This is a genomic window from Rufibacter sediminis, assembly GCF_014269285.1.
GTDB classification, from domain to species: domain Bacteria; phylum Bacteroidota; class Bacteroidia; order Cytophagales; family Hymenobacteraceae; genus Nibribacter; species Nibribacter sediminis.
The window spans coordinates 1-25808 of the sequence record NZ_JACOAF010000030.1 but is presented as its reverse complement, the minus strand read 5'-3'; the positions used below and the strand labels follow the sequence as shown (position 1 = coordinate 25808).

Genomic DNA, 25808 nt, shown 5'->3' with positions numbered 1-25808 from the left:
AACCACAGTAGGAGCGAGGTGAGTGAATTTAAATACTCTACAGGCCGCAACCTCCCGGCGTGCATTATGACCTAAGACGGTTTCTCTTTCCTGGTCATGGGCTTTAACGGGAATTATTGGCGAGCAATAGGAATTGTGTTAGCATTTTTTATACCTGTAAATGACCTTCCTAGGACAATAATCTGAATTCCTGATCCACTAGTTAACATTGCATTCGATAAACTTGTGAAAGGAGTAATCAGATAATTGAAACTCGTTTCTTTTGACCTACCTAAATCCGGTGGTAAATCAATTATTGTGAGAGCAGGATAATTGCATTCTGCGTTGTAGCTTAAAGCGAGAAGCCCGTATTGATAAGATAGTAGAAATATATAACGATCTAAGCCGCCAAGAGCAGTCCAATTCTTGTTGTTTACAAAAAAGCTAATTTTAGATTCATTCATTAAAATATTTATCCTGCCTTTGTTCTTCCATATATTAGGATTGCCTTTTGAAACTTTGTCCACGTAATCTTGCATATAATATGCAAGCTCATGAGGGATAGTTTCAAAGTCAATTAAAGCTTCCTTTTTTTCAAGAATTGCTTTTTCTTTTAATATTTCAAATTCGAGATCAATAATCTCTTGTTCTAATAGGGTTTTATACGAACGATTTTTGTCTAATCTTTCATAATTTATAATCTGCTCAATTATACGACCTTTTTGCACATCTAAATCTGATATTTGATTGTCATTTAAAGCAAACAACTGACTTTTTAAAGATTCTAGTTGCGTGTCTATTGCAAGAATAGTTTCCCCTAATACCTCGTCATTGTCTTTGTAGTTATTTAATGCTTTTTGATCTTGCATTAATATTGAAGAAATTTCGGTAAGTTCTCCGGTTAACTGTTCAATTTCAAAATCTATCCTTGTAGATTTTTTTGTGCTAATACCATGAATGCTTCTGTGGCAAACAAAGCATTCGTCTTTAGTTGCATAAGTCTTTTCAAATTCTTGATCGCAGGCTGGGCAGTGAGTAATCTTTAGCTCAGAAATGAGTCCTGATTTTTTGGTTCTTTTTAGTCTTCCAAGTTCGTCTGAAATAGATTGTTTGATTATTTGGAATTCATTAATTTTCTTTCTTAGCGTAGATGCATTTTCTATATTTTTTGATTTTTCGCTATATAAAATAGCCCTGGTTTCTGAAAGACCTATTTCTTTAAATTTATTTTCATTATCTAATCTTTCCAGCCTGGATTTCAGAATGGTTTCGCGGTCAACTTCAATCTTTTTTAATTCAGACTGAAGGTGTTCAATGATGTTGTTTATTTCTAGACTGGATTTTTTATTAATTAGTGAGTTTTCCTTTGATGACATTTCTCTAGCTATTGAAAAGATAATATCATTAAATTGATCTCGTTTATTTTGTAACTCTAAAAGCTTCTTCTCATTGGATATAGAGTTGTTAAGTTCATTAGGGAATATTTTATCTGCGTAACCTAAAAGCAATGAAATAGAGGCAAATTGCTCATTCTGTGGCTGCTTCTCAGTAATATCATTCCAAGAATCTTCCTTTCTGTATATATGCCTGAATATACTCCTAAATGTAAGTGTAACCCAAGGTGTTGTATATGGGTTTCCCTTAGGGTATTTGATGTCTGAAGGAATATTTAAAAGCCTTAATATTTCTGTTGAAAACTCACTAGGAGAATAAGGTATGTCGTTAATAAATATTTTTGATGCTACTCCATGTTCTAAGGGTAGTCTATGAATATGTACCAAGTCTTCACCTATTAAACAATCAATGGAGAGTTTAGCGTATTTTGTTGATAGCTCATCATCAGGAAAAACATGGCTTATATTTGAATCTTTTCCTAAAACAAAATCAATATGTTTTATCCATGTCGTTTTCCCAGCCCCATGTTCACCCGTAATTAAATTTATGCCTTTGTCAAAAAGTAAAAGTTCTACTTCTCCTTCTGAGGTAATTCTTTCCGCTTTAATGAGTAATATTGAATTTGCCACAATTAAAAAATTATATTCCCTAATGGTTGGTTAGTAACTTCCTCCTTAAACATATCATAAACTAGCTCTTTTAACTTATTGCCTGAATAAGAACCGATTGAGCGTTTAATATTAAATAAATTATGTTTGAGTAATTCAAAATCAGAATCTTCCAAAAGTTGATCTGTAATGTGTTGCCCCTTTTCCAATAGAAAGAAAGTGAATGCGGTTTTATCTTTTTCAACGGATATAAGGCTTCTTGCTTCTAAGTATGGAAGTAACTGATAATATCTTTGATCCCATGGACCATAATGGAAGCGTATCATTCTTGATTCTATTCCTCCTGTATGGTTTTCTATATTTAGCTCTGCTAAATCTAGCCTTTTGGCGAGCCTTCTAAAAAATTCAGGGTATCTAACAAAGAAGTCTAACTTGGCAAGTTTTGTCAGCCCTGTGATTTTATACTGTTTTCTTGCTTTGTCCTTTTGGCCACATATGCGTAGGATTAGAAGTATTCTAGATGCATGAAACTCTATAAGATCATCTGATACTAAGGTTGTGCCAACTGGATAGTATGAAAGGTTATTTATTGAAATCATGCTTTGGCTTTAGTGAATCTGTGGGTGCATCTACTTGTGTTGTCATACATGCAACCAAGTGCAATAGCCTGCTCAATCTTATGTTCGTTAGCTAGTTCAATTACTTTTTTTCTACAATAATTGTGAAATTGAATATCAGTAAATTGGAACTCTCCATCGTCAAACCTTAATTTTAAATCTTGTATTAGGAGATGTATTTTGTTCTTAAATGCAGTGATTTGGGTTTTATTGTAGAAATTAAAATTCAAGCTTTCCTTTTGGAATTGCCAACGGAATTCTTTAGCTGTTAATACTACTTCTGGCTCTAGGTTTGCTTGAATCAATTTGGTGTCAAGTGTTTTGCTGCCTTGTTTTGGAGCAGATAAATTATTTAGAAGGTGATCAAGTTTATCGCAAATCTCTTCTTTGGTGAAATTATTCTTTTCATTGCCAACCCCTGCATTTGAGACGAACGCTAACAGTTGCTGATATATTTCTAATTTTTGATCTGGTGGTAAAACTGTGTTGAATTTTTCATTTAGACATTTTTCCAAATAAGATAAGTTTTTGTACTTAATAGTATCTTGGCTATGAAAGACTTCCCAAAAGCATTTGTTAAACCATGAGTATGCATCCTCGCCTTTTGGATTTTTGCCAATTTTGTTTATTTGTGTTAGGTATGGCTTCAATAATGTATCCAAGTTTGAGTTATTCCTGTTATTAGAGCCTATTTCGTTTTTTAAAAAGCTAATACCTGAATCTACATCTGTTGCGGTTATTATTCTGTAAATAATATCTTCTTTGCATCTTCCTCGCGCTAGAGATTTAGGTAGTAACTCTAGGCTGAAAAGTTTAGAGACAGACCATCTCGAGTCTAAGTCATTGGATTTTACCTGAACCATCTCTATATGGCTACTGCTTGAGTTTACTCTATGCAAAACAATATCGTCTTCACCCTCAAACCATACCTCTTGTATCTCTTCTTCATAGAGCATGTCTAGAAGAAATTGAACCCCGACATGATCCTGATAAACAAAGCCGTTTCTTGCTATTCTACCCCCAGTTTCTATGGGGGTTAAATCCTTAATTGAAGGAAGGGACATGCTTAAAGTTATAATTATGGAATGTGTGATCTTATATAGTAGTAATACTATGGATTTAATATATGAACTGCAATAAACTTGGCTCGTGAGGGTTTAGATAACACCTTTAATGAGTAATCTTATTAGATTTCTAAGTTTTACGAAGCGAGTTTGTGTGCTCTCTAGCATTTCATCTATGTTTCTCGTTACAAAGCTATAAGTAAACAGTTTTTGGAATGCTGAATCAGCTATATCTACATACCCTAATATCAATAGAAGTAACTGTTTTGAATCTGTGGGATTAAACTTTTTTTGCCTAATTGCTTTTATTAGTCCTTCCAATTGGTTAGTCTCGTCTATAAAGAGGTCTCTGAGGTTCCCTCTCTTGATTTCATAATCCTCCCATTTATCCTTTTCTACTTGATTTGGGTTGAAAGGGAAGACATCGGAAAGAATGATTATATCAGTAAACTGCTTTTCCACCAGATAGATATTTTCTAAATGATTTTGGAGGCTAGTGAGAAGATTATCTCTAGTCTTTTGAAAGGAAGGGCTATTTTCTTGCTTTTTCTCCATCTAGGAAAGGTAATGGAGAAAATAATTTAAAGAAAAATGATGTTGCTTAAAATGTAGCCATTTATTGTAACGTGTTGATTTATAAGGATGTTTTAACCTTGCGGGCATCCTCAATAACATTGTCATCACTGGCCAGGACAGGGGGCGTGTACCTTTTGGTTTCTGAGGTGGAATACACAACTGCATAAGAGCTGAAATAAGACCTACCAATTACTAGTTTCCCTTCCTTCATAAAGGAGATTAGGCCCATTCCACTCCATTCCTCCAGCAGTTGGGCTGTTGTTTCCTGGTACTTATAGGACCCCAAATACAATGTTCTGAATGTGCGTCTGAGGGTGTACTGCTACCCCAGTACCCTCTACAAGCTTAGGGAGAATGTCTTTCAAATGTACCGGCCCCGGCTTACTGAACATGAGCCTATTCTTCTTGAGCTTCCAAGAACGGTCCTGGCAGATAAGCTTCAAAGGGTTTTCAGGAATCACTTCAGTAATATAGCCCTGAAACTCCAGCTCGTCTTTAAAGTTGTAGCCAAAGTAAACCTCAATCTCCTCCCTGATGGAGAAAAAGCCTTCTCTATTTCCTGACACAAGCCAGTATTGGTTGAACCCGTTGGAGTCCTTCACGTTCTAGCGGTTGTCATAAGGCAGAGTGACCGTGGCCACGTCTGTGAGCGTGTCCATAGACGTGTCAATCTCAATGCTCACGCACTGGAAAAACTTAATAACGCTGCCATCACTCCTGATAACCCTGACCTCACAGCTCAAGCGGTCATAGCCTGTCTCGCTAGCTACATTTACTGCCATATACCCCTCTCTATCTTAGGTTGTCTACTCGTTTTCCTGCCGCCTCAAAACAAAGGAGACCTCCCTTCAGAGGCCCCTTTTGTAGGTGATAGACGTAGTCAGATTGTTGTTCTTGATTACTCCTGGTTTGTCAAACGTATCAGCTCAGAGTGCGGGATCGTCCAGAACCTCGGCCGGATGCAGTCCTTTTTTGCACGTATGTTCCCTAAGCGAATGTGCTTTTGGACACACTTGGGTGCTAAAATCACGCCCTTTCCTGCCAATGCCTCTGAAAATTGTTTACAGGTGTAATAGTTCTGATTTTGTGTCGTGCTATTCATTGTTTGTTCCTCCAATTGTCTTTATCTCTCTACTTCCCAAACCGCTCAATTGCCTTGTCCAGGTCCTGCCTGCTGATTAGGAACCTGCCAAATTCGTCATTTTTGCCTATCATGTTGCCATAGATTATCTGCGCCCAAACCCTGTCCTCGGGCATGTCAATACCCGCCTCATTCAGCAGATAGACATAGGCTTGAAGTGTGACATAACCCTCCTCAACGGGTGGGACCTTTTTGCCATGCTCCCGAACCCGTTTCAATAACTCGTGTTTGGCGACATGCCATTGACCCTTGTCGTCACATCTTGCATCGAAGGCGCTGTAGGCAAGCGCGTTGGAAATGGATTCTAAACTTACCGGGATCGCCTTCTCGCTTAGAATCTGGATGTACTTCAGTACCGGCAGATACTCTTTCTCTTTTACTTTCATACTCTTGTGTTTAATTAATGTACAGTGTCCGACTGGTCATGAAATCGCCAATGGAACTCATAAGAGTATAGGAAAAAAGTGACCTGTTCGATCATAAAAGGGCTATAAGAAATCTTGATTTTCTTTAAAGGGGGATGTTGTGTCCTCACTAGGCTTTGCTCTTTATTGAATGGTATCTATCCTTCAATTTTAAATAGGCGATTCTGCCCATTTAACTTTTCCTTAGAACTTGTTTGAATATTGAGCATTTTGAATATTAGGTTTACTTTGCATCAAAAACCCCTATCATTCCTTATATGAAAATTCTAGTGCTCATTCCGCTTCTATTCATTTCCATTCTCACCTTTGGTCAAAAGTCCTTTGTTGGCCAGAGTAAGGAGAAAGTCAAGGATTACTGGAGCACCCAAGTCTCCAAGTCATATTGGAATGAGGGTGCCTATGATGACCAGCCTGATTATGAGTTCTTTATGATATGCAGGCAGTGCGGGAGCAGCTCCTACATGATCACCAACCCGGACTTCTCGGCAGATTTCAAGAACGGCATCTGCGTATCAAACTCCTATGCTATCAAGTCAACGGACCTGTCAGTGCATATCGCCCGGTTCAATAAGCAGTTCAAATACAATGATAAGTTGGAGGGGTGGGTTGACCCTGTCAGAAAAGAGATTTGGAAAATAGAAGGCTCAAGTGGTAGCCATTCCATCATGGTCTCTAAGATGTGAGAAAAGGCCCGTCCTGATGAGGGAAACAGAGGGCCACCTTGCCCTTTTCAATTTATTCACTGACCTTGAGCGTAACTGGTCTAAGGTTGTATTAAATCAAAGGTAGGACTACCCTTCACTACAGTTGAACTAAAAAAATAATAGGGAAAAATAAAGATAATTGAGGTTGCTTTACAAAAATAAGCCCTTGCGTTTGTAATGCGTTGTATTATAAGTATTTATGTAGAATTTATGGCTTGTTGATCCTTTTTTTGACGTAATAAATCACTTAGTTTTGCCTTGAAATTATGGTATAACATAAAAAAGGAGGTTGTATGGATTTGTCAAGAGCGGAGACTTTGGGTAAAATCGAGAGGATTGTTAACGGTAAAACTGAGGCTACAGATTTTGTCTTAAAAAAGTCAGGTCAGTTCTTCTACTTACTGGAGGTCCACCCAAATGGAGATTACAAAGAGTGGGATGAGGGTATACACCTGGCCTTCCATAAATATGAGGTAGTTGAGCAGGTAGAAGGTATTTCTTGGGTTGCAAATGATACCATTGATGAATTTCCCGGTGAGACGTTCCTGAGATATCTTGGCAGTCTGCTCACTCTGGAAAATGAGTTGGCTTCGGGTCAATCTGTAAGGGGACGGCAGTTATCTGAAATCCTAAGCCGTATTGCAGAAGGTGTTGATAGTGGAGTAGGGATAAAACTGTCTCTGAAATCCCCAAGCGTTTATTTTACTTTTCCAGCTTCTATCACGACTAAGGAGGAGTTCGAAGCCTTTATCTCAGAGTAAAGTCATTTTGAAATTTGCCACAAGCCTTGCATCAGTCTATTTGATGCGAGGCTTCTTTATGTTTATTGAAGAGCATCAAATTCCCTAGCTGGCTGACCCTATAAAATTGCTTGAACCAAGAATGGTTGTGCTAAGCATTGGTCTATAGTAACCCCTATATTGAAAGGGGGCAATACACCATGTCAGCTTAGGGGATTGGGAAGAATAGGAGAGAAGGAATGGGGAGAAAGAGTGCCGATAGGAAGGTAATGCCTTCTGCATACATGTCTGTTTCAGGCAAAGCCACAAATATCAATAGCCACATTGTAAAGGTACCGGCATCGTTGGGCAGGCGAGTGGAGCTGTCCTTCCGGGCCGGAGAGTTCAAGGCGTTCGGTGATTCCGAGCGGGCCCAGCTAAGGGGGAAGGAAGGGGTCCTGTGGCTGCTGTCCACTATCTACTGCAGGAACCTCAGCAGGAGGAAGGGGATCACAAGCCCGGTTCCGCTAGCCAATGAGGCCATGGAGAAGCGTTACGGAAAGGGCAATGCTGTCAGCTGGTCAAAGCTGAAGCGGTTCTGTGAGAGCCCCAAAAGGGCCTTTATTTTGGATGACGGGTTCTATAGGGAGGGCAAGTGCTACCAGTACCACCTGAACCCGGCCCACATAGAGGGGGTGGATGAGTACTACTACAGACTTCAGGAGCAGGTCATAATAAACAAGAGGCTTGCCGAAATCAAACGGTTCTCCCTGCAGAGGGCAAGACGGGCAAATGGCATAGATAGGGAGGCAGGCCGGGTGGCCACAATAGAGAACCTTGGGAAACTGAGTTTCGACAGAGGCAAGCTGGATGAGGTTTGCCGCCTTACGCTGAACATCTCCCTTGAGGAACTCACCGGATGGGCCGATAAGCTGGAAACCAGCAGAGGGGGGTGCTTCATGGTCTCCTATTCATCCGGTACCACTGAGTCAGCGGTCAACATCATGGGCACTGATTCCCTCTTGGGGGAAATGGGGTCAGCACTGGTAGGCACTGTTGGGGAGTGTGGGGGAGGGGATGAGGTAAGGGAGACACTATTCATACCTCATAGTGTCCCCCTGTTTCACCCAAAAGGTACCAGCCCTCACCCAAAAGGTATCAGTCACAGCGAGGTCTCCAGGCAGTGCCAGCTGGTCCACTCCCTCACTTCCCTCTACCTGGGACTGGAGGAAAAGGTCGTTTTCACAGACGACAAAGGGGGGAGGCTATACTCCCCAATCACAAACCTGAAACGAGAGGCCAGGAAAGCATTGGTGTACCGGAACGGGGAAGAAGCACCTGTCAGCCTGGTGAACCTTGACATAAAGACCTGCCAACCGTGGATTCTTGGGGTAACGATCCTGAATGACTACCAGGAACAGGGCATGACCCCGCCCCCTGATTTGCTGGAGTACCTGGACCTAGTGGAAGGTGCAGACCTCTATAATGCCATTGTGGAATCCACAGGGCAATGTGCATCGCCTGAGAGCAGGGATAAGGTAAAGAAAAAGGTCATGCAGGACATCTACAGAAGCAGGTACATTAACAAGAAAAGCAGTGTGGTAAGTGTAGCTCCTTTAACTGAGGCAGGTACTTTCATTGAATATCGATTTCCATCCGTTTGGCAATGGATTCAATTCAATAAAGGGGATGGAAGAAAATCAAAGGTGCCCATAATGATGCAGAGGCTGGAAGCAGACTTTTTCATTGAAAATGTATTGCCGGAGCTAAAAGAGAAAGGTATTTGGTGCCTTACAATACATGACTCTGTTATAGTACGTGCAGATTATGCAGAATATGTAAAGAGCCATTTAGAACGAAGCATGCTTGAATTCTTTGGAAGATACCCTAAGGTATGTATGGAGGATTACAGAGACGCTGAGGAATTGCAGATAGCGGCATAATGCTTTTATGATTGAGGTTAGAAGTAGATTGCACGAGAACACTAATTGTAGAAAGTTTCATTTACAATTAGATGACCTTCATGCAATCAGGAGGGAATTGCTTAAAATAAAATTATTTGTTTAGGGATTTGGTAAAATTCCTTTAATAATCAGTCGAACAAACTTTATAAATCTTTCAAAATCTGTTTGGGACTGCTCCAATTCTTTATCACTGGAAAGCTTGGTGTGTTTAAATTTGAAAAGCTTTTCAAACACTGAGGAAACGATTTCAATATAACCAAGTAAGAGCATCAAAAGCTGCATTTTAGCCTCTTCATTATAGCTTTTAGTTCTAATGGTCTTGACTAGAATGCTTAGCTGTGAGACCTCGTCCATGAAGAGGTTGCGTAAGTTTGTTCTACAAAGTAGAAACGTTTCAAGCTTTTCTGACTCAGCGACAGTGGGGTTGAAGGGGAAGTGGTCTGCCACAAACAGGAATCGTCAAAGGCTTTTTCAGTTGCATAAATCTCTACAAGATGCTTTTGAAGACTTTTCCATAAGCCTTCCAGTATTTTTTGCATGGAATATGTTTCTTACTGCTTTGAAACTAGTTTGCTAAAATGTTGCCTGAGTGGCTGAAGAATTGATTAATTCAGTTGCTTTGATTAAATGACAGGCTCTATTCATGACTAAAATTGTTGGAAGAAAGCTTGATTGTTGGGTAATAATTTTAATCAAAAAAATTAAAGATGTATTTTGTTAATAAATGGGCTTTGTTTTCTTGTAATAAAGTTTGATGAATTCGGGCGATATTAAGAAGATGCTCCTTGCTTTTACATACAACATACTTTTGAGCTAAATGAAACATTGTTAAGTCCTTTTGTATGTAAAATACTGTTTGAGGATTTTTTTTACTTGTCCCCCTTTTGCATACTAGCGTTTCATTTTTGCTTAATGGGAAAATAAAGTTCCCTAACGTTTCATAACTGGTATTTAGGCTCTCAATAATTGGAGTGTCCCCAAGTAGAGAAGGGAAATCTTCATGAGATACAATAAAGCAATTCTTGTGAATTTCATTAAGGTTTTCTTCTCTAAGCAAAGGCTGAATTGGCAAAAGAAGTCTGTTCACTTCTTTTATGAAATCCATTTCCTTAATTTTTTTCAATGCCTCTTCATCACTTTCTGTTTTGCCAATAGGCCTTATTGCTAAACCTAACTGTTCACTTGGTATGTCTTGGAACTGACTCTTAAATCTTTCATCACTCGATGGGATTCTCCATTTGGTTAATGAAACTAGTAGAATTAGTAAAGTTAATTCTCTCCCACTCATAGAATGTGTTGATAATACTTTTTCTAAGTTCTTTGAAAGCAGATTGTCAACTTCACCATACAATTGTTCGATATTGTCAGCCTTTTCCCCATTGATATCAAAATTATTTCTACCCATTTCAAAGAAGATAGACTTTGAGCTTTGTTTGTTTTTCTGAATTCTACCTTCAATTTTATTATAGACCCAAACCTTTTTGTCAGAATCAGTGAACTTGTCAATCAAGAATCTTGGGATATAATGATGTCTATTAGAAATTGCCATTAAATTTTAGTTTGCCAAAATATAAATGAATAATCATCAGTAACTACGATTCTTTCATTTTAATCAGATTAATATCTTTAAGCTTTGCTTGATTAATATTTATTGTTTAATCAAAACTTTATAAGCTTTTTTCCATTTTTGAATATTGTTATAGGGCCATCTTCTGAAATAACTATTCCTAAACAAGAAAACTCATTGGTAAAATTTGCGATGGAATTATGCCTTGCTCCACCACTTTCTCCTGTAGCATTTTGCCCTATTGGAAGGATTGTGCTGATATGTGTTGGTGTTAAATTTTTGTTAAATATTACAGCGCCATCTGGGTTTGTAATGCTATCTAGAAGTGATAAATCATAAGGCAAGGTACGTTTTTCTAAAAAAGAACCACTATCAAATGTTATTTGAATGCTTTTTACAAGTTTGCTTTGTGTCTCATTAGTGATATTGTTAAATAGTAAGCTTGTGCCATGTTTCCTCTGGCTTAAACTCATAATCCATTTAGAGAATACTTCTAGCTTAATATCATCAACTGTTGTAAACTCTTCTAAACTATTATAAATAAATTTTTTTATAAAATCGTTGTCACGAATAAGTGGTTGTGAGTTTACAATTTGGAGTAATATTTTGTTTTGATCAGACCGACCCTCTAAGAAGTATATATTGCCATTGCCTTGGACTGAAAGAATTAATGGTCTGCTTTGGAATGTTTTACCATTTCCCATTGGACTAAGATAAATTTCATTCAGTTTATCTTTAGTAATAAATAAGTGTGTGATTTTTTCATTAGTTACGTTGAAGAAAATATTTTGACCATTACTTATTTCTAAGTAACTTTTTAATTGTCCAAAGTTTCCAAAATCAAATTGTTTCTCGAATTTGAAGCTTTTTACTGAGTTGAACTTTACTTCATCCCCATCATCATGGAAGATGAATCCACAGTAAATTTCTTTATTTTCTACTTTTTTTGTGCTTAATTCAATGCCAAAATCAAAGATTAGGTTTATTAGGTCAATATTATATCGAATTTGATTTGGGAAAAGCTTGGGCTCGCTATTGTAATCTTTATCAAACGTGTTGAATAAATTATAGATATATTCTATAATTATTGTTCGTTTAATATTATATAGCCAAATGTCGCTTTTTGTAATAAAATCTGAAGAAGCAAATAGCCTTCCATCTTGAACCGGAAGTGTTTTTGTGATGATATCATTGAAGTGGAATAGGTATTCCATCAACACCGTAAAAAATATTTTTATATGACTGCTTTCCGGTGTAGCAGGTATATTAGATACACTAAATTCATATAGCTGATCATTAAAAAGTTTTGCAGCGAAATGGAACTTGGTGTGTCCACTTTCAGGAACTAAATTTCCTGAAGAATATCCTTTTGAAGCTGTATTATAATTTTCTTTCTTATTAAGAGTGACTTTAATTTGTTCATAGTTAAATATGCTTTGAACAAATGATGTGATAACTTCTATAAATTTTTTTTCAACTCTAACTAGATTATATTGACCTAGTGGTATATTTTGCTCTTCTTCTGAAACTTTTACTTCTTTGCTTCGCCAGGTTTTTGGGAAAAATGAACTATCCATTGATATAGTCTATATTGGTTATATTAATTTAAAAGATTGGTAGAGCTTCTTCAAAGATATAGATGCAACAGCATTTATCCATAGTTTATATTTTCTGAGGCTTTAGGAAAGCTTGAGTACTGAGCTTTTAGCTTTTCAAGCATGATAAGCAGCTATCTTAAAGAACCTTTTTGTTAGGCTCTTGCAACTTCTGTTGATCGCTTATGGAACTTGGCTTGGTAGATGTAGAAGCTCATAAGTAAAAATTTTAAAAATGTTTACTGATTTATACTCTGTTTAGAAAGGAATGTCTGTTACAATAATGTTACTATGTAGTTGTAAGTTGCTTATTATCAGTGCTGTTTCAACGGCACGGGCAGTATGCAGTCATTGGGATTTATGATTGCTGGAAAAGAGGCCGTTTCAATTAGTTTCATTTTCATTGTAAGTAGTATTAATTGTTTTTCAGTAAGATGAAAAAAAACATATATATATTTTTTGAATATTAAATAAAAATATATATGTTTGATTCTCAACTATTAATAAAAAAATATTATGAAAAAATCCTTATTCCTTATTTTATGTGCTTTTGCTTTTTCTTGCTCATCAGAAAAGCCTGATGGAAGTGAATCAATGGAAAGTGCTTCGGCATCTGATTCAAATCAAGGTACAGAAGAAACTGTCAGTGACGAAGCAGGTTTTACCACTGATTCTACAAAAATGACCTCAGACACTACTCAATTCAAAAATAAGGCGTTTTTTGGGACGCTCATTAGTGAAACGGGCGAAAATTGCGACCAAGCTATGCGGAGAGCTAATGACAGAGCTAGAGTATTTATGCAAGATCACGGTAAGCCATGTATGAGAGCTGCCACAAAATGTGAATATGATAATAATACAAAGCTTTATACTGCAACAGCTAATGTTCATAATCACCTGGGTAGTTGCTAAGAAAAAAGGGCCTAATTTTTAAAGGCCCTTTTTTTTATATAATAAATTTGAATGATATGTATATAAGTTAACAAGTATTATGGGGCAATTCTGCTATTGATCAAAATTTAGAAGTTATGAAAACATCGTTACTCATCATTATTTGTTTCTTGGCTCTCTCATGTAGTTCAGAAAAGCAAAGTGAGACTCAGTTAGTAGAAAACAGTAATTCTTCTAATACAAAAACAACTGATGAACCTCTTAATTCACAACCAGACTTTTCTCCTGATTCCGCCAAGATGGAATCTGTTGAAGTATCATCTGATAAAGGTTCCAGCTCTTTAATTGAGGGGAAGGGTGAAACTTGTGAAATTGCAATGATGAGGGCTGATAGTCTAGCGATTGTAGCTATGAATAGACAACGGAAGCCATGTTATAAAGCCGCGACAGATTGTCGCTACGATGCAGTAACAAAGCTTTATTATGCGTATACACATCTACGTAATCATATAGGAAGCTGCACATAAGATCGCTGCCTTCAAGCTTTCCCTTGTTGTGCTTGTAAATTGTTCTTGCACTTTTTTTATTTTTTTCCCTTTCTATGTTTTGTATGAGATTAATTGCCTGTTACTGAATTGCTACTAAATTTCGTAACTAATTGACAGGTAATATAATTTCAACCGCACGGACACGGGTTCATGCTGGCCACCAACATGAAATTAGCCGGAAAATCAATGGTGAGCCGGGCCCGTGAGATGCTCACCCGCCGCTCCTCCAGCGGTTGGCGCATCACCTCCAGCACCGTCCTTTTGAACTCGGGCAGCTCGTCCAGGAAAAGCACCCCGTTGTGCGACAGCGAGATCTCGCCGGGCTGCGGATTGCCGCCGCCGCCCACCAGCGCCACGTCTGAAATGGTATGGTGCGGCGCTCTGAACGGACGTTGGGCCATCAGGGAACTCTGCGCTCCCAGTTTACCGGCCACCGAGTGGATTTTGGTGGTTTCCAGGGCTTCGTGCAGCGTAAGCGGCGGCAAGATGGACGGGAGGCGTTTTGCCAGCATGGTTTTCCCCGCGCCGGGCGGCCCGATCATAATCACGTTGTGCCCGCCGGCCGCGGCTATCTCCAGCGCCCGCTTGATGTTTTCCTGACCCTGCACATCGGCGAAGTCGGCGGTGTATTGGTGCATGGTGACTTGGAACAGATCGCGGGTATCTATCTTAACGGGGTCAATTTTCAGGTCGCCGCGCAGAAAGTCAATGGCCTCTTTCAGGTTAGCCACGCCAATCACGTCCAGATTGTTCACAATGGCCGCTTCCTGGGTGTTTTGCCGGGGCAGGATAATGCCTTTGAATCCTTCTTTGCGGGCCTGAATGGCAATGGGCAGCACTCCTTTGATAGGCCGAACTTCGCCGTCCAGGGCTAGTTCTCCCATGATGAGGTATCGTTCCAGATGATCGGTAAGGAGCTGTTCTGAGGCGGCCAGAATTCCCAGGGCAATGGGCAGATCATAGGCAGAGCCTTCTTTGCGCACGTTGGCCGGGGCCATGTTGATGACTACTTTCTGGCGCGGCATCCGGTAGCCGTGGTGCTTCAGGGCAGACTCAATCCGTTGCTCACTTTCTTTGATGGCATTGTCAGGCAGACCCACCAGAAAATACTTGGTCCCCGGCGATACGTTTACTTCGATGGTAATGGTGAAGGCATTCACGCCCTGTACGGCGCTTCCGAAGGTTTTTACAAGCATAGAGGAATCTAATATTTTATAGGATTTATCTTAAGCAGTCCAACAGAAATGCGTCGGAATTAATTCCTTTCATCTGCTCTGTGCTGGAGCCGGTGCTTTCCTCTGCATAGACGGCAAAGCTCCAGGTAAGCTGCTGCCAGAAATCGTTGACATTCGGCGCAGCCGCTGATACCAACTCATTGCCCGCAAGTAATGGAGGCAGAAAGAAGATCCTGTGTTGTATGTTTTGAAGCCGATTTTTCTAAAACAGCCTGAAAACGGACCGCAGGCCAGGTAAGAAAGCGTGATTACTTCTGGTTCAGCTGAACCAGTCCTTCATGAACAGGTAAGTACCTTTCGGTTGCGCCGCTGCCTGTGACGTGAATGGTAATGCCCACGCAAACGCTATCGGGGCCGGTGATCTCAAACGCGATGCCTTGTTCTGCCGCATCATACACATAGGCCCGCTGCTGCCCTTGGGGTGTATAGTAGGCAATCGGGGTCACCTGCGGGAAATGGTTTCTGATCTGGGCGAGTGTGCTGCCGGTTTTCAGATGGTTTTCTGCGAGGGTAAACTGCGGAGAGGTAATTCTCACCTGGTGCACCCGCACGGTTTCATCTGGCAGGCCGGTGCGCTCGCGCACGCTGTAGATATTCAGTTGGTGCTTTTGGGCCGCATTTTCTTTGCTGTACCAGGTAGAAATGGATTTGCCCATGGCGGCATCACCGGCATCAGAGGGGCCTAGAGCGGCAAATGCTTTCTCCGGAGAATCGCCCAGCGTAACCTGCCCGATGCGCTGACCGGGAATGATCTGGTAAGCGGTGTCCTGCGCAGCAGCAGCAGCAGACTCGGTTTGCGTGGAATCTCCTGATCCAAGGCTAGCCTCTGCGCCAGTCCCTGCGGTGGCTGTTTCCTTGTTTTGAGCCTCGTTTTGGCAAGAAAGCATAAAACCAGCCAGTAGGAAAATCACTAGAGAATTTCGCATGTTTTTAAAGATTAGTTCTTTTTCTGCTGAGCTCTTGGCAAGTCCGTCAAAAGTTAAGCCATTTGCTTTTCCAGCAGCAGAATGAGGATGTGGATGACTTTGATGTGGATTTCCTGAATCCGATCGGCGTAGCCGAAATGCGGCACCCTGATCTCTACATCGCTCAGCGGGGCCAACTGGCCGCCGTCTTTGCCGGTCAGCACCACCACGTGGGCACCCTGGGCGCGGGCCGCCTCGGCGGCTCTGAGCACGTTGGCCGAGTTGCCGCTGGTGCTGATGCCCAGCAGCACGTCGCCGGGTCTGATCAAGGCCTGCACGTAGCGGGAGAACACATGGTCGTAGCCGTAGTCATTGATCACGCAGCTCATGTGGCTGGGATCTGAGATGGAGATGGCGGCCATGGGAGCCCGGTCATCGCGGTAGCGGCCGGTGAGTTCCTCGGCGAAGTGCATGGCGTCACACATGGAACCTCCGTTGCCGCAGGAAAGAATCTTGCCGCCGTTTTTCAGGCTTTGGGCCATGAGTTGCGCCGCGGCCTCAATAGAAGCAATAGTGGCGGGCTGGGCCAGAAAATCGGTCAGCACCTGTTGGGCTTGTTGCAGTTCCTGCAGAATAAGGGCAGAAGGAGAGGTAGTCATGTACTAAACTAATGGCCGGTGGTCTGCCGGCGGCAGGTTGGGGTTTTCATCGGGGTTCAACGTGGGCGGCATGGGAGCGGGCGTGATGATGAGCTGCTCGTCATGGTTAGCGGCGGTGTCTGCCCGAGGGCTGGTTTGCGGCGGAACGGCGGCCGGTCTGGCGGGGTCTGGCTCGGGGATTAGCGGGGCGCCAGAAGCTTTCAGCTGCTGGTCATAATGCTTCGCCTTCCACTCGGTGTGCTTCGCCTTCAGTTCGGTGTGTAGCCGGCTTTCGCGCTCCAGGCTTCGTTTCAGGGTGGCAATATACACGTTTTCTACCAAGAGTTCGGCCAGGAGCAACACCACGCCCACCCACAGGAGCCGGTTGAAAAAGTCTGCGTGGGTGGCTAAGTCAAAGAGCATCACGAATTTAGAGACACTCAGGATACGCAGCAGAAACAGCAGGGCGATGAGCAAATACACCATCACCAGAATATTTACGAACTTCTTAAAGGATTCCATAGGCGTACCGGTTGATGAACATTAAGAATAATGAATATTATAACCTGTACGCAAAAGCCGGGAAATAGCTGTGAAAGACTCAAAGATGACGAACCAGGAGACGTGAGAAGCGCCTTGGTTTGCTGGTTTGTGGCGAACCCACCCCTACCCCTCCCAGGAGGGGAGTATCAGATAACATAAGGAGTTTTGTAAAAGGAAAGTGAGCAATGCAAGGCGACATTCCCCTCGTGGGAGAGTATGGTCGTTAGGTTCTATTTCAATGGTTTGGCTCCTTCTAAAGGCATTGACATTACTGCATACTTTGAGCCTTACGGCTCACTGAAGTTTCAAACTTCAGCTCATTTTAGGTCCAAGTTGGAAACTTGAACCAGCTATATAGCTGCCTTTGTTGGTGTTCTCACCAACAATCCAAACGTATGGGCCATTCCGCTTGTTGGTGAAAACACGCAGCAAGGGCGATGGTAGACCACGTTTGTTATATTAAACAGTTTCTAATTTCGATTCATTATCTGATGCTCCCCTCCTCGGAGGGGTAGGGGTGGGTTCACGTTTCGAAAAACAAAACACCATGAAAAGCCAGAAGCCGTTTAGAGCCTGATTTTATGAAAAAAGGCTCTAAACGGCTTCTGAATTACAAGTGAAAACTGTTAAGAGGTATGCTGCATCTGCGTTAGTTTGAAATACAGGCCGCCTTGCTGCACCAGGTGGGCGTGGTTGCCGCGCTCCACAATACGGCCGCCCTGCAAGACGATGATCTCGTCGGCGTGCTGGATGGTGCTTAGGCGGTGGGCTATCACCAGGGAGGTGCGGTTCTTCATGAGGTTGGTCAAGGCTTCCTGCACCAGTTTCTCAGACTCAGTGTCCAGGGCCGAGGTGGCTTCGTCCATGATCAAGATAGGCGGGTTCTTGAGGATGGCGCGGGCGATGCTCAGGCGCTGGCGCTGGCCGCCGGAGAGTTTGCTGCCCCGGTCGCCAATTACGGTCTGGTAGCCGTCTGGGCTTTGCGTGATGAACTCGTGGGCGTTCGCGATCTTGGCGGCGGCAATGACCTCGGCCTCGGTGGCATCGGTTTTGTTGAAGGCGATGTTGTTGAAGATGGTGTCGTTGAACAGGATGGATTCCTGGGTTACAATGCCCATCTGCTCCCGCACAGAGAACAAGGAGCAATCGCGCAGGTCTTGTCCGTCAATGGTAATAGAACCTTCGGTGGGGTCATAGAAACGCGGGAGTAGGTCGGCCAGGGTAGATTTTCCGCCGCCCGAGGGACCTACCAGCGCAATGGTCTTCCCTTTGGGGATGCGCAGGTTGATGTCCTGCAAGATTGGGTCCTCGGCGTACCGGAAGCCCACGTTCTTGAACTCTATTTCCTGGGTGAATTCTGGTAAAGACCGGGAATTGGGCTTGTCCCGGATCAGCGGCTCGGTGTCAATGAGGGCAAGCACCCGCTGCCCGGACACCAGCCCGCGCTGGATGTTGCTGAACGCATTGGAGATGGCTTTCACCGGTACCAGCACCTGTGAGAACAAGGCCAGGTACGCCACCAGCTTGGGGCCGGTCAGGTCGGTGTCGCCGGATAATACCAATGATCCGCCAAAGTACAGGATACCCGCCACCACGCTCACGCCCATGAACTCAGAGAACGGCGAGGCCAGACTGCGCTTGTTGTTCATGGAGGTGATGATGTTGGCGTAGCGGTTGTTGGTCTGGTTGAACTTGTCAATGACGTAGGGCTGCGCGTTGAAGCCTTTGATTACGCGCAGGCCGCTCAGGGTTTCGTCAATGATGCCCATGATGGAGCCCAGCGCGTCTTGCCCCTGGGTAGACTGCCGCTTCAGTTTTTTGGAGATGCTGGAGATGATCAGCCCCGAGATGGGAAGCACGAGCAAGCTAAAGAAGGTAAGTTGCGGAGAGAGGTAAAACAGCACCCCAAAGTACCCGATCAGCAGAAATGGCTCCCGGAACAGCACGTTCAAAGTACTTACCACCGAGTTTTCCACCTCCTGCACGTCATTGGTGAGCGTAGACATGATGTTGCCTTTGCGCTGGTTGGAGAAGAAGCCCAATTGCAGCTGGGTCAGGCGTTCAAAAACCTGTTGCCGCAGGTTCTTCACCACCCGCGCCCGCACCACGCCTTCTATCCGTAACCCGATGTACCGGAAGAGGTTGGCCAGCAGCACAGATGACACCAGCAGCAGACAGATGAACCGGAGCGCGCCCATGGTGCCCTGCGTCTGCACCACCTGCCCGAAGTAAAAGTTGAAGTACTGTTTGGGCCAGTCAAAGGAGAAAGCGAAGGTCGGTGCCTCCGTAGGAAGTGCTTTCTGGGCTTCCACCTGATCAAATAATACCGTCATCAGGGGGGCCAGCAACGTGAAGTTCATCACCCCGAAAATGGTGGCCAGCAACGTGGCGATGGCGTACCACGGAACGTACTGGCTAAACGGCCGCGCAAAGAATAGAATGCGGAAATAAGTTTTCATTCCGACAAAGGTACGGCTTTGCCGGAATGAAACCGCATGCGTTGTGTTGGAGGTGTTTATGGGCTAGTTTTCTGAAAATGGGCCTAAAACGCCAATGGCCCCTTTCTATGATAGAAGGAGGCCATTGGCGTTTACTGACTGCTTCAAAAAAGATGGAGCAGTTCTTTTTGCCTTATTTTGGTATTCTCACGGGTAGGGGCAATCCCTTGTGGTTGCCCTTTGGCGTTGAGTTCCGTTCAGGGCAACCACAAGGGATTGCCCCTACCGTTAACGCGATTAAAACTCATGCGTGCGTTGCGGGATGTTCCACCGGAAAGACACGGCCGTGAACGCGTTGTTCTGGTCGAACCGGTTATCGTCTGCATTGGCGCGGCGCACGACCTGGGTCACGTCCAGAAACATGTTGTACATCAGCTGGAAGGAAGCAGTGGCCTCGCCGTAGACCTGATCAGTGGTGACGCCGCTGCCAATCTTAAAGCCGTAATCGCCGGGGCGGGTGGTGTAAGGTTTCAGGACGTTGCCGCCGTAATTATAGTCAATGGTGCCGCCTTCCGGGTTTGTCGGGTCTACGGTGGGCTCCGGGTCCTGGCCGTAGCGGGTGACAATGGCTTTGCCGGTAAGCGTTAACTTAGGCAGCGGCTGGTAGCGCACAATGGCCACGGCCTCGGCCAGGTTGGCGCCCATGGGGTGCGCTAGCGGTTGCAGATAGTGCTGGTAGTTTTTAGACGCATCTTCGTGCTGGTAGGTGTAAGGCCGGGCCAGGTTAAGTTCTCCCTGCAGATCCAGATTGGACACCCCGAAGGCATCGATGTACTTGGCGCCGCCCTGCAAGGCGAATTTGTTTCCCCACCAGCCGTTGCCGGCCCGCAGTTCACTGATCAGGAATTCATCCAGCACGGCCTGGCCGTACAGCTGCACGCGGTTGTAGATGTTCCACTTGAAATCCATCCCCAAGAGGGCGTTGTCTTCTGAGCCCAGACCCTGCTCAATGCTGCGGTAGAAGATAACCGGGTTCAGGTACTGCAACTCAAACCGACCGTGGTCCCGCCCAAAGATCACCGACTCAAACACGCCCACGTTCAGGTTAGGCAAAATGTTTACGCTGAGGTGGTGCAGGGTCATGTACTTTTTGTCGTACAGCTGGTCAGCGCGCTCAAAGTCCTGGGTGAGCTCGGCGTAGAGGTTGGTGTATTGCAGTTTCCAGATCTGGGTCTGCAGCTTCAGGAAGAAATACGGGGCCGCATAATCTGACAGGATCATGGACCGGAATCCGTTGCCTATGAAGTTGCGGTCATGGCCCAGCATCACGTTGATGTGCTTGGTGGCCGCGTAATTGACGTAGCCTCGGGCCGAGAAAAAGTCATAGCCGCCCGTCCCGAAGGTTTTCCAGTAGGCTTCGTGCGGCACAATGTTGTCGCGGCGCACCCGTTGGTTCACGTGGTCGGGCAGTTTCACCTGGTTATCGGCTAGGAAGGTGTAGAAGCCCAGTTTCTCGTCAATGGAGCCTTCTACCTGTAAGCCGCGCGTGTTGATGTAGCGCAAACCATCTGAGTCAGTGTCTTTGCCGGCCTGTAAACCGATGACCGGGTTCACCCGCAAGGTGAACTCGGGGCTCTCATAGTGGTAGAAATCGGTCTTGTTTTGGAAAAACGGCCCCAAAGAGCGCTGGCTCTCGTTGGTGCGGGAATTGCGGGTGTAGTTCCAGTTATCGTTGAGGAGATAGTTGACGTTGTACTCATCGGTGGCCGAGCCGGTCATCGACTCCTGACGCGCCGCTTCGCCCAGCCGGGCCACGCGGGCGCGGCCGTAGGGTTTGAACGAGGTGTGCAGGTCCTCGGTGTTCTGCTTGATATGGTAACGGTCAATGACGCGGTAAACATCCTGGTTTAAGGGCACGGTGGCATCCTGGGCCTGGGCGGCACCCGCCAGAAAAAGTAGCCCCGACAGCAGACGGTAAGTTTTTCTCATATAAATAGGAGTTGAATACGCGAAGTTAGTGGAATTTTGACCGTGTACTCTTCCGGGGCCCCTTGGGTTGCCTGCGGGCGGAGGCGTTTTGCGTTCCGGGAGCGGGAGGAGTTTCTTCTTTAGGCCCCTTTTCCGGAAAATGGCCCCAAAACGCTCTTTTCCTTCCCGCCGCCGGGCCGCTCTTGCGCCAAAAGAATCTTGAAAACAGTATCTTGCCTCTGAGATGATACACTTGCTGCGCCGAGATGCCTTAAACGAAACCCGCTGGAAAACTTGCCTGCAGAAAGCGCATCAGCCGTTGGTATACGTGCAGTTCTGGTACCTGGAGGCCGTGTGCGCCGGCCAGTGGGCAGCTTTGGTGGAAATGCAGGGCGAAGAATACGTGTCGCTGTTTCCGGTGCCCGTCCGGCGGCGGTTGGGTCAGGCGAGCGTGTACCAGCCTCTGTTCACGCAGCAGTTGGGTTTGGTACTTACCCCAACCAGCCAACACCGCACCGTAGAAGAGTACCTCAACGTTTTGACTGCTGCTTACCCCCGAGGGCAGTACCAGATGCCGCTCGCCTCAATCAATCCATCGGCTTTGCCGGAAACCTGGTTTTGGCGCCTCCGGCCTAATTACGAGTTATCCTTGACACCTGACTATGCGGCCCTGCGGCAGAACTACTCTTCCAACCTGCGGCGGAACCTTCAGAAAGCCCACAAGGAGCCGTTCACTTTACAGCCCACCGCGTCCATCACTGCCCTCATAGAACTGTTTAGAAGCACCAAAGGCCAGGAACTGCCCGAGCTACGGAGCCGGCACTATCAGAGACTAGTAGCGCTGCATGACCGGGCCCGGCAAGAAAAAGCAGGACAGGTGTGGGAAGTTCGGAGCGGGAATAATCTTCTGGCGGCGGCGTTTATGCTGACTACCCCAGACCGGATCACGTTCCTGTTTGGGGCCAGTTCTGCCCGGGGCCGCCAACAAAACGCTATGGCTTATCTTCTGGACCAGCTGATCCAGCGCGCGGCCGGCTCCGGCAAAACCTTTGACTTTGAAGGCAGCGAAGTGCCCGGCGTGGCGAATTTTTACGCTGGTTTTGGCGCGCAGCCCGTCTCGTATGTATCTTTAAGCCTCCAATCTAACTTATCTGCCCTGCAATGGACTCCAACCGTCTTTTCATTCTTAGCCAGACACCTTCGCTAGCCAATCATTTCATCTCTGAATTGCGGGACGTGACGGTCCAGAGTGACAGCCTGCGTTTCCGGCGCAACCTGGAGCGCCTGGGCGAGGTGATGGCCTACAAAATCTCGGAAACGCTGCCGTATGCAGAGCAGACCATCCAGACGCCCCTGGCCCAGACGCAGCAAACCTTGTTGCAGGAGTTCCCGGTGCTGGCCACGGTGCTGCGGGCCGGTTTGCCGTTCCACCAGGGCTTCCTCAACTATTTTGACCGGGCTACCTGTGCATTTGTGGGCGCGTACCGGGTAGAAGGAGCCCGGCAGCTGTCGGTGCACTTAGACTACATGGCCACCCCGCACCTGGAAGACAAGATCCTGATTCTGGTAGATCCCATGCTGGCCACGGGTAAGTCTCTGGTATTGACCTACAAAGACATGCTGCGGTTTGGCACTCCCAAGCGGATCATCATTGCCGCCATCATTGCCAGCCCCGAGGGAGTGGCGCACGTGCACGAGCAGATTCCGGAGGCCGAGCTTTGGCTGGGCGCCATGGATGAGCAACTGAACGAAAACGCCTATATTGTGCCCGGCCTGGGCGATGCCGGAGATCTGGCTTTCGGGGCCAAAAGTTAAAAAATACAATAAATAGTTTTTTTTGCTCTAATAGATGTGAGCTAAGGTTCGTTAGTACTATGGTGTATTGACCGGAACAGGCCCGTAAATCTCTTTTCGTGAGGGGATTAACGATACATTGAAAGAGAATCTCGTGTTGGATGTAACCGCTATGCCGAAGGCTGTATGATTGCTGCTGTTCTTAAATATATTTCTGTTTATCTGCTGAGTGCTGTCAAGTTCTTTGGCGGCCCATTGGTGGGGTTGACTATGGGGTTATCCTTCTGGGCCACCTTATGCCTGACCGTGGCGGGCATGATGACCAGCGTGTTCTTGTTTTCCTGGATAGGCTCAGCGGTGCATGACCGGTACGTGGCGCGCCAGCGGGCTAAAAACAAACCCATGTTCAGCAAGAAGAACCGCCGGATTGTCTCCGTCTGGAAACGGTTTGGCATGTCGGGCATCGCTTTCCTCACGCCGGTGCTGTTCACGCCCATTGTAGGTACCGTGCTGGCCACCGTGCTGGGCGTCTCCAAAAGCCGCATCATGCTGCACATGCTCTGGAGCGCCGTCTTCTGGGGCTTTGCCGTCACCCTCACGCTCTTCAAGTTAAGCCACCTGCCTTTCCTGCAGTTCCTGAAGTAGTGGCTAATGGTTCATTGCTGATTGTTTTCTCCAGCATACCTAATATAAAATGGAAGAGCCGCTTAGTTTCCTAAGCGGCTCTTCCATTTTACGCCTGTTTTTAGAAAATCGGGCTAAAAGTAGATCCCGATTTTCTAAAAACAATCAACAATCAGCTATCAACTTATCGGCTTTTGCGTTTGCTGCCGCCCCCGGCTTTGGTTTTCTTCCAGCCGGCTTTCTTCAGGTCTCTCACTTTCTCGCCTTTGCCTTTGTTCTCGTACTGCGGACGGGCTTTTTTCTCGTGGAACGCGCCTTTGAAATCCGGGTCATCGCGACGGCGCTGGTTGTCCAGTTCGCGGTCGATGACCTGCTGCTCCTCGAACGGGGTCTCGTACACGCGCACTTCCTCCGGGATAGGCGCTTGCGGGATCTTCATCTTGATGAGCTTCTCAATGCGGTCAATGTGGTGCATCTCGGCCTCGTTGGCGAAGATGATGGAAGCGCCTTTCTGCTCGGCGCGGCCCGTCCGCCCGATGCGGTGCACGTAGTCCTCGTAGATAATGGGCACATCGAAGTTGATCACGTGGCTCACGTCATTGATATCGATGCCACGGGCCGCCACATCAGTTGCCACTAAATAGCGCACTTCACCTTCTCTGAACGCTTCCACGGCGTTGATGCGCGTGTTCTGGCCTTTGTTGCCGTGCACCACGCGCACGCCGCCCTCGCCTTTGCGGTCCAGAAAGGAACTCACATTGTCGGCGTTGGTTTTGGAGCGGGTGAAAATCATGACGCGGTTAAACGTTTCCCGGTCTTTGAACAAATACTCCAGCAGCGCGATCTTGGTGCGGAGGTTAGGCACCTGGAATAATTTCTGGCTCACCGTCTCCACCGGCGTGGCCTGCGGCGTGACTTCCACCACCATCGGGAACTCCAGGAACTCCTCAGAAAGGGTGTGCACCCGCTCGTGCATGGTGGCCGAGAACAGCAGGTTCTGCCGTTTCCGGGGGATAATCTCCAAAATCTGCCTGATCTGGGGCATGAAGCCCATGTCCATCATCTTGTCGGCCTCGTCCAGCACCAGCGTTTTGAGTTCTTTCAGGTGCAGTTCGCCTTTGCGGTAAATGTCCATGAGCCGGCCGGGCGTGGCCACGAGAATGTCAACCCCGGCCTGAATGCGCTCAATCTGGGTTTTTGGGCCTACGCCACCGTAGATGCCCACGGTACGCACGTCTAAGTACGCGCTGAATTTCTGGATGTGCTCCTCAATCTGCATCACCAGCTCGCGGGTGGGCGCCAGAATGAGGGCGCGCGGGTGTTTGCCCTGCGCGTACTTCACTTTCATGAGCAGCGGCAGCGTGTACGCGCCGGTTTTGCCCGTGCCCGTCTGCGCAATACCCATCACATCATGCCCGGCCATGGCCAGCGGAATGGTTTTCTGCTGCACCGGCGTGGGTTTCTGGAAGCCCAACTCCGCGATGGCGTTCAAAAGCTGCTTGTTCAGCTTGAAATCCTCGAAGCTGGGTTGGGGTGCTTCTTCTTGCTCCTCCTGCTCTTCTGCCGAGGTTTCCTCTGTCGCCTCAGAGGCTATGGTTTCATCCTGCTCCGGGGCAAGATTTTCGTTTTCTTCTTCTATCATCGGTGCAAAGGTACGGAATTGAGATTTGTCTCTATCGTTCTCTCCTGTAATACGTTTTTAAGCCGATTTTGGGAAAAGAGCCGGGAAAAGCTTTTCGCAGAGACACTCGCAGGACCTCCGGGCACTACGAGGTCTGGGGATTAGCGGTGTATCAGAGGGTAAGTCTTGTTTCCGAAAAGGAAAACTCGGTGAGTTTTTCAAAATCGCACAGGTTTACAACTGCTTGGC

Annotated in this window: 24 protein-coding genes and 1 pseudogene; 8 read left to right on the top strand and 17 right to left on the bottom strand. The window is 45.7% G+C overall.

Going from position 1 to position 25808, the window contains the following annotated elements; translation table 11 throughout:
- Nucleotides 1–113: 113 nt before the first annotated feature.
- The 7 genes from H7U12_RS12095 to H7U12_RS12065 all read right to left on the bottom strand — a co-directional run bounded on the left by H7U12_RS12095 (nucleotide 114) and on the right by H7U12_RS12065 (nucleotide 5766).
- On the bottom strand, nucleotides 114–2003 hold the full coding sequence (locus H7U12_RS12095; protein ID WP_186638144.1) for a hypothetical protein: 1890 nt from the start codon (nucleotides 2001–2003) through the stop codon (nucleotides 114–116).
- A gap of 2 nt (nucleotides 2004–2005) precedes the next feature.
- Entirely contained in the window at nucleotides 2006–2581 is a 576-nt protein-coding gene (locus tag H7U12_RS12090) for a hypothetical protein (protein ID WP_186638142.1), read from the bottom strand.
- Complete coding sequence (locus tag H7U12_RS12085; protein WP_186638139.1) at nucleotides 2578–3663, bottom strand: dsDNA nuclease domain-containing protein; 1086 nt, start codon at nucleotides 3661–3663, stop codon at nucleotides 2578–2580. The genes H7U12_RS12090 and H7U12_RS12085 overlap by 4 nt, the downstream gene beginning before the upstream one ends.
- Nucleotides 3664–3756: 93 nt before the next feature.
- Nucleotides 3757–4218, bottom strand: coding sequence for a hypothetical protein (locus tag H7U12_RS12080; RefSeq protein WP_186638136.1), 462 nt, complete (start codon nucleotides 4216–4218; stop codon nucleotides 3757–3759).
- A 293-nt stretch (nucleotides 4219–4511) separates the two neighbouring features.
- Nucleotides 4512–4841 (bottom strand): hypothetical protein, encoded by a 330-nt coding sequence (locus tag H7U12_RS12075; protein ID WP_206683921.1) that lies wholly within the window; start codon nucleotides 4839–4841, stop codon nucleotides 4512–4514.
- Nucleotides 4842–4844: 3 nt separating this feature from the next.
- Nucleotides 4845–5021 carry a hypothetical protein gene (locus tag H7U12_RS12070; RefSeq protein ID WP_186638130.1) on the bottom strand — a complete coding sequence of 59 codons (177 nt, stop codon included), beginning with the start codon at nucleotides 5019–5021 and terminating at the stop codon, nucleotides 4845–4847.
- A gap of 349 nt (nucleotides 5022–5370) precedes the next feature.
- Nucleotides 5371–5766 carry a hypothetical protein gene (locus H7U12_RS12065; protein WP_186638127.1) on the bottom strand — a complete coding sequence of 132 codons (396 nt, stop codon included), beginning with the start codon at nucleotides 5764–5766 and terminating at the stop codon, nucleotides 5371–5373.
- Nucleotides 5767–6062: 296 nt separating this feature from the next.
- On the opposite strand from H7U12_RS12065, the gene H7U12_RS12060 reads away from it, so the two are divergent.
- The 3 genes from H7U12_RS12060 to H7U12_RS12050 all read left to right on the top strand — a co-directional run bounded on the left by H7U12_RS12060 (nucleotide 6063) and on the right by H7U12_RS12050 (nucleotide 9171).
- Nucleotides 6063–6488, top strand: coding sequence for a hypothetical protein (locus H7U12_RS12060; protein WP_186638125.1), 426 nt, complete (start codon nucleotides 6063–6065; stop codon nucleotides 6486–6488).
- Between the two features lie 314 nt (nucleotides 6489–6802).
- Nucleotides 6803–7270: a hypothetical protein gene (locus tag H7U12_RS12055; RefSeq protein WP_186638122.1), complete on the top strand. Its 468-nt coding sequence runs from the start codon at nucleotides 6803–6805 to the stop codon at nucleotides 7268–7270.
- A 218-nt stretch (nucleotides 7271–7488) separates the two neighbouring features.
- A complete protein-coding gene (locus tag H7U12_RS12050) occupies nucleotides 7489–9171 on the top strand; it encodes a hypothetical protein (RefSeq protein WP_186638120.1) in 1683 nt (560 codons plus the stop codon).
- A 120-nt stretch (nucleotides 9172–9291) separates the two neighbouring features.
- Here the strand turns inward: H7U12_RS12050 and H7U12_RS12045 are convergent, their stop codons facing one another.
- From H7U12_RS12045 to H7U12_RS12035, 3 genes are all read right to left on the bottom strand, one after another.
- Nucleotides 9292–9639 carry a hypothetical protein gene (locus tag H7U12_RS12045; RefSeq protein ID WP_186638118.1) on the bottom strand — a complete coding sequence of 116 codons (348 nt, stop codon included), beginning with the start codon at nucleotides 9637–9639 and terminating at the stop codon, nucleotides 9292–9294.
- 241 nt (nucleotides 9640–9880) lie between these two features.
- A complete protein-coding gene (locus H7U12_RS12040; RefSeq protein WP_186638116.1) occupies nucleotides 9881–10741 on the bottom strand; it encodes a DUF4238 domain-containing protein in 861 nt (286 codons plus the stop codon).
- 110 nt (nucleotides 10742–10851) lie between these two features.
- Nucleotides 10852–12336, bottom strand: a complete 1485-nt coding sequence (locus H7U12_RS12035) for a DNA integrity scanning protein DisA nucleotide-binding domain protein (RefSeq protein ID WP_186638114.1) — start codon at nucleotides 12334–12336, stop codon at nucleotides 10852–10854.
- A gap of 534 nt (nucleotides 12337–12870) precedes the next feature.
- Between H7U12_RS12035 and H7U12_RS12030 the strand changes: the two genes are divergently transcribed.
- The gene (locus H7U12_RS12030; RefSeq protein WP_186638112.1) at nucleotides 12871–13266 is read left to right on the top strand and encodes a hypothetical protein; all 396 of its coding nucleotides are present in this window, start codon (nucleotides 12871–12873) and stop codon (nucleotides 13264–13266) included.
- A 116-nt stretch (nucleotides 13267–13382) separates the two neighbouring features.
- Entirely contained in the window at nucleotides 13383–13772 is a 390-nt protein-coding gene (locus H7U12_RS12025) for a hypothetical protein (protein ID WP_186638110.1), read from the top strand.
- Between the two features lie 152 nt (nucleotides 13773–13924).
- Here H7U12_RS12025 and H7U12_RS12020 read toward each other — a convergent pair.
- The 6 genes and pseudogenes from H7U12_RS12020 to H7U12_RS11995 all read right to left on the bottom strand — a co-directional run.
- Nucleotides 13925–14989: pseudogene (locus H7U12_RS12020) on the bottom strand (YifB family Mg chelatase-like AAA ATPase); the annotation flags it as partial.
- A gap of 287 nt (nucleotides 14990–15276) precedes the next feature.
- The gene (locus tag H7U12_RS12015) at nucleotides 15277–15954 is read right to left on the bottom strand and encodes a hypothetical protein (RefSeq protein ID WP_186638108.1); all 678 of its coding nucleotides are present in this window, start codon (nucleotides 15952–15954) and stop codon (nucleotides 15277–15279) included.
- Nucleotides 15955–16007: 53 nt separating this feature from the next.
- Nucleotides 16008–16592, bottom strand: coding sequence for a D-sedoheptulose 7-phosphate isomerase (lpcA, locus tag H7U12_RS12010; RefSeq protein ID WP_186638105.1), 585 nt, complete (start codon nucleotides 16590–16592; stop codon nucleotides 16008–16010).
- Nucleotides 16593–16595: 3 nt separating this feature from the next.
- The gene (locus tag H7U12_RS12005) at nucleotides 16596–17093 is read right to left on the bottom strand and encodes a hypothetical protein (RefSeq protein WP_186638094.1); all 498 of its coding nucleotides are present in this window, start codon (nucleotides 17091–17093) and stop codon (nucleotides 16596–16598) included.
- A 647-nt stretch (nucleotides 17094–17740) separates the two neighbouring features.
- Entirely contained in the window at nucleotides 17741–19573 is a 1833-nt protein-coding gene (locus tag H7U12_RS12000; RefSeq protein ID WP_186638092.1) for an ABC transporter ATP-binding protein, read from the bottom strand.
- 276 nt (nucleotides 19574–19849) lie between these two features.
- The gene (locus H7U12_RS11995) at nucleotides 19850–21541 is read right to left on the bottom strand and encodes a hypothetical protein (RefSeq protein ID WP_186638090.1); all 1692 of its coding nucleotides are present in this window, start codon (nucleotides 21539–21541) and stop codon (nucleotides 19850–19852) included.
- Nucleotides 21542–21764: 223 nt separating this feature from the next.
- Here H7U12_RS11995 and H7U12_RS11990 point away from each other — a divergent pair, with 223 nt between their 5' ends.
- The 3 genes from H7U12_RS11990 to H7U12_RS11980 all read left to right on the top strand — a co-directional run bounded on the left by H7U12_RS11990 (nucleotide 21765) and on the right by H7U12_RS11980 (nucleotide 23959).
- Nucleotides 21765–22727: a GNAT family N-acetyltransferase gene (locus tag H7U12_RS11990; protein WP_186638087.1), complete on the top strand. Its 963-nt coding sequence runs from the start codon at nucleotides 21765–21767 to the stop codon at nucleotides 22725–22727.
- Complete coding sequence (gene upp / locus H7U12_RS11985) at nucleotides 22682–23335, top strand: uracil phosphoribosyltransferase (protein WP_186638084.1); 654 nt, start codon at nucleotides 22682–22684, stop codon at nucleotides 23333–23335. The genes H7U12_RS11990 and upp overlap by 46 nt, the downstream gene beginning before the upstream one ends.
- A 249-nt stretch (nucleotides 23336–23584) precedes the next feature.
- Nucleotides 23585–23959: a hypothetical protein gene (locus H7U12_RS11980; RefSeq protein ID WP_241749334.1), complete on the top strand. Its 375-nt coding sequence runs from the start codon at nucleotides 23585–23587 to the stop codon at nucleotides 23957–23959.
- 163 nt (nucleotides 23960–24122) lie between these two features.
- On the opposite strand, the gene H7U12_RS11975 is transcribed toward H7U12_RS11980, so the two are convergent.
- Nucleotides 24123–25580 (bottom strand): DEAD/DEAH box helicase, encoded by a 1458-nt coding sequence (locus tag H7U12_RS11975; RefSeq protein ID WP_186638083.1) that lies wholly within the window; start codon nucleotides 25578–25580, stop codon nucleotides 24123–24125.
- Nucleotides 25581–25808: the final 228 nt, after the last annotated feature.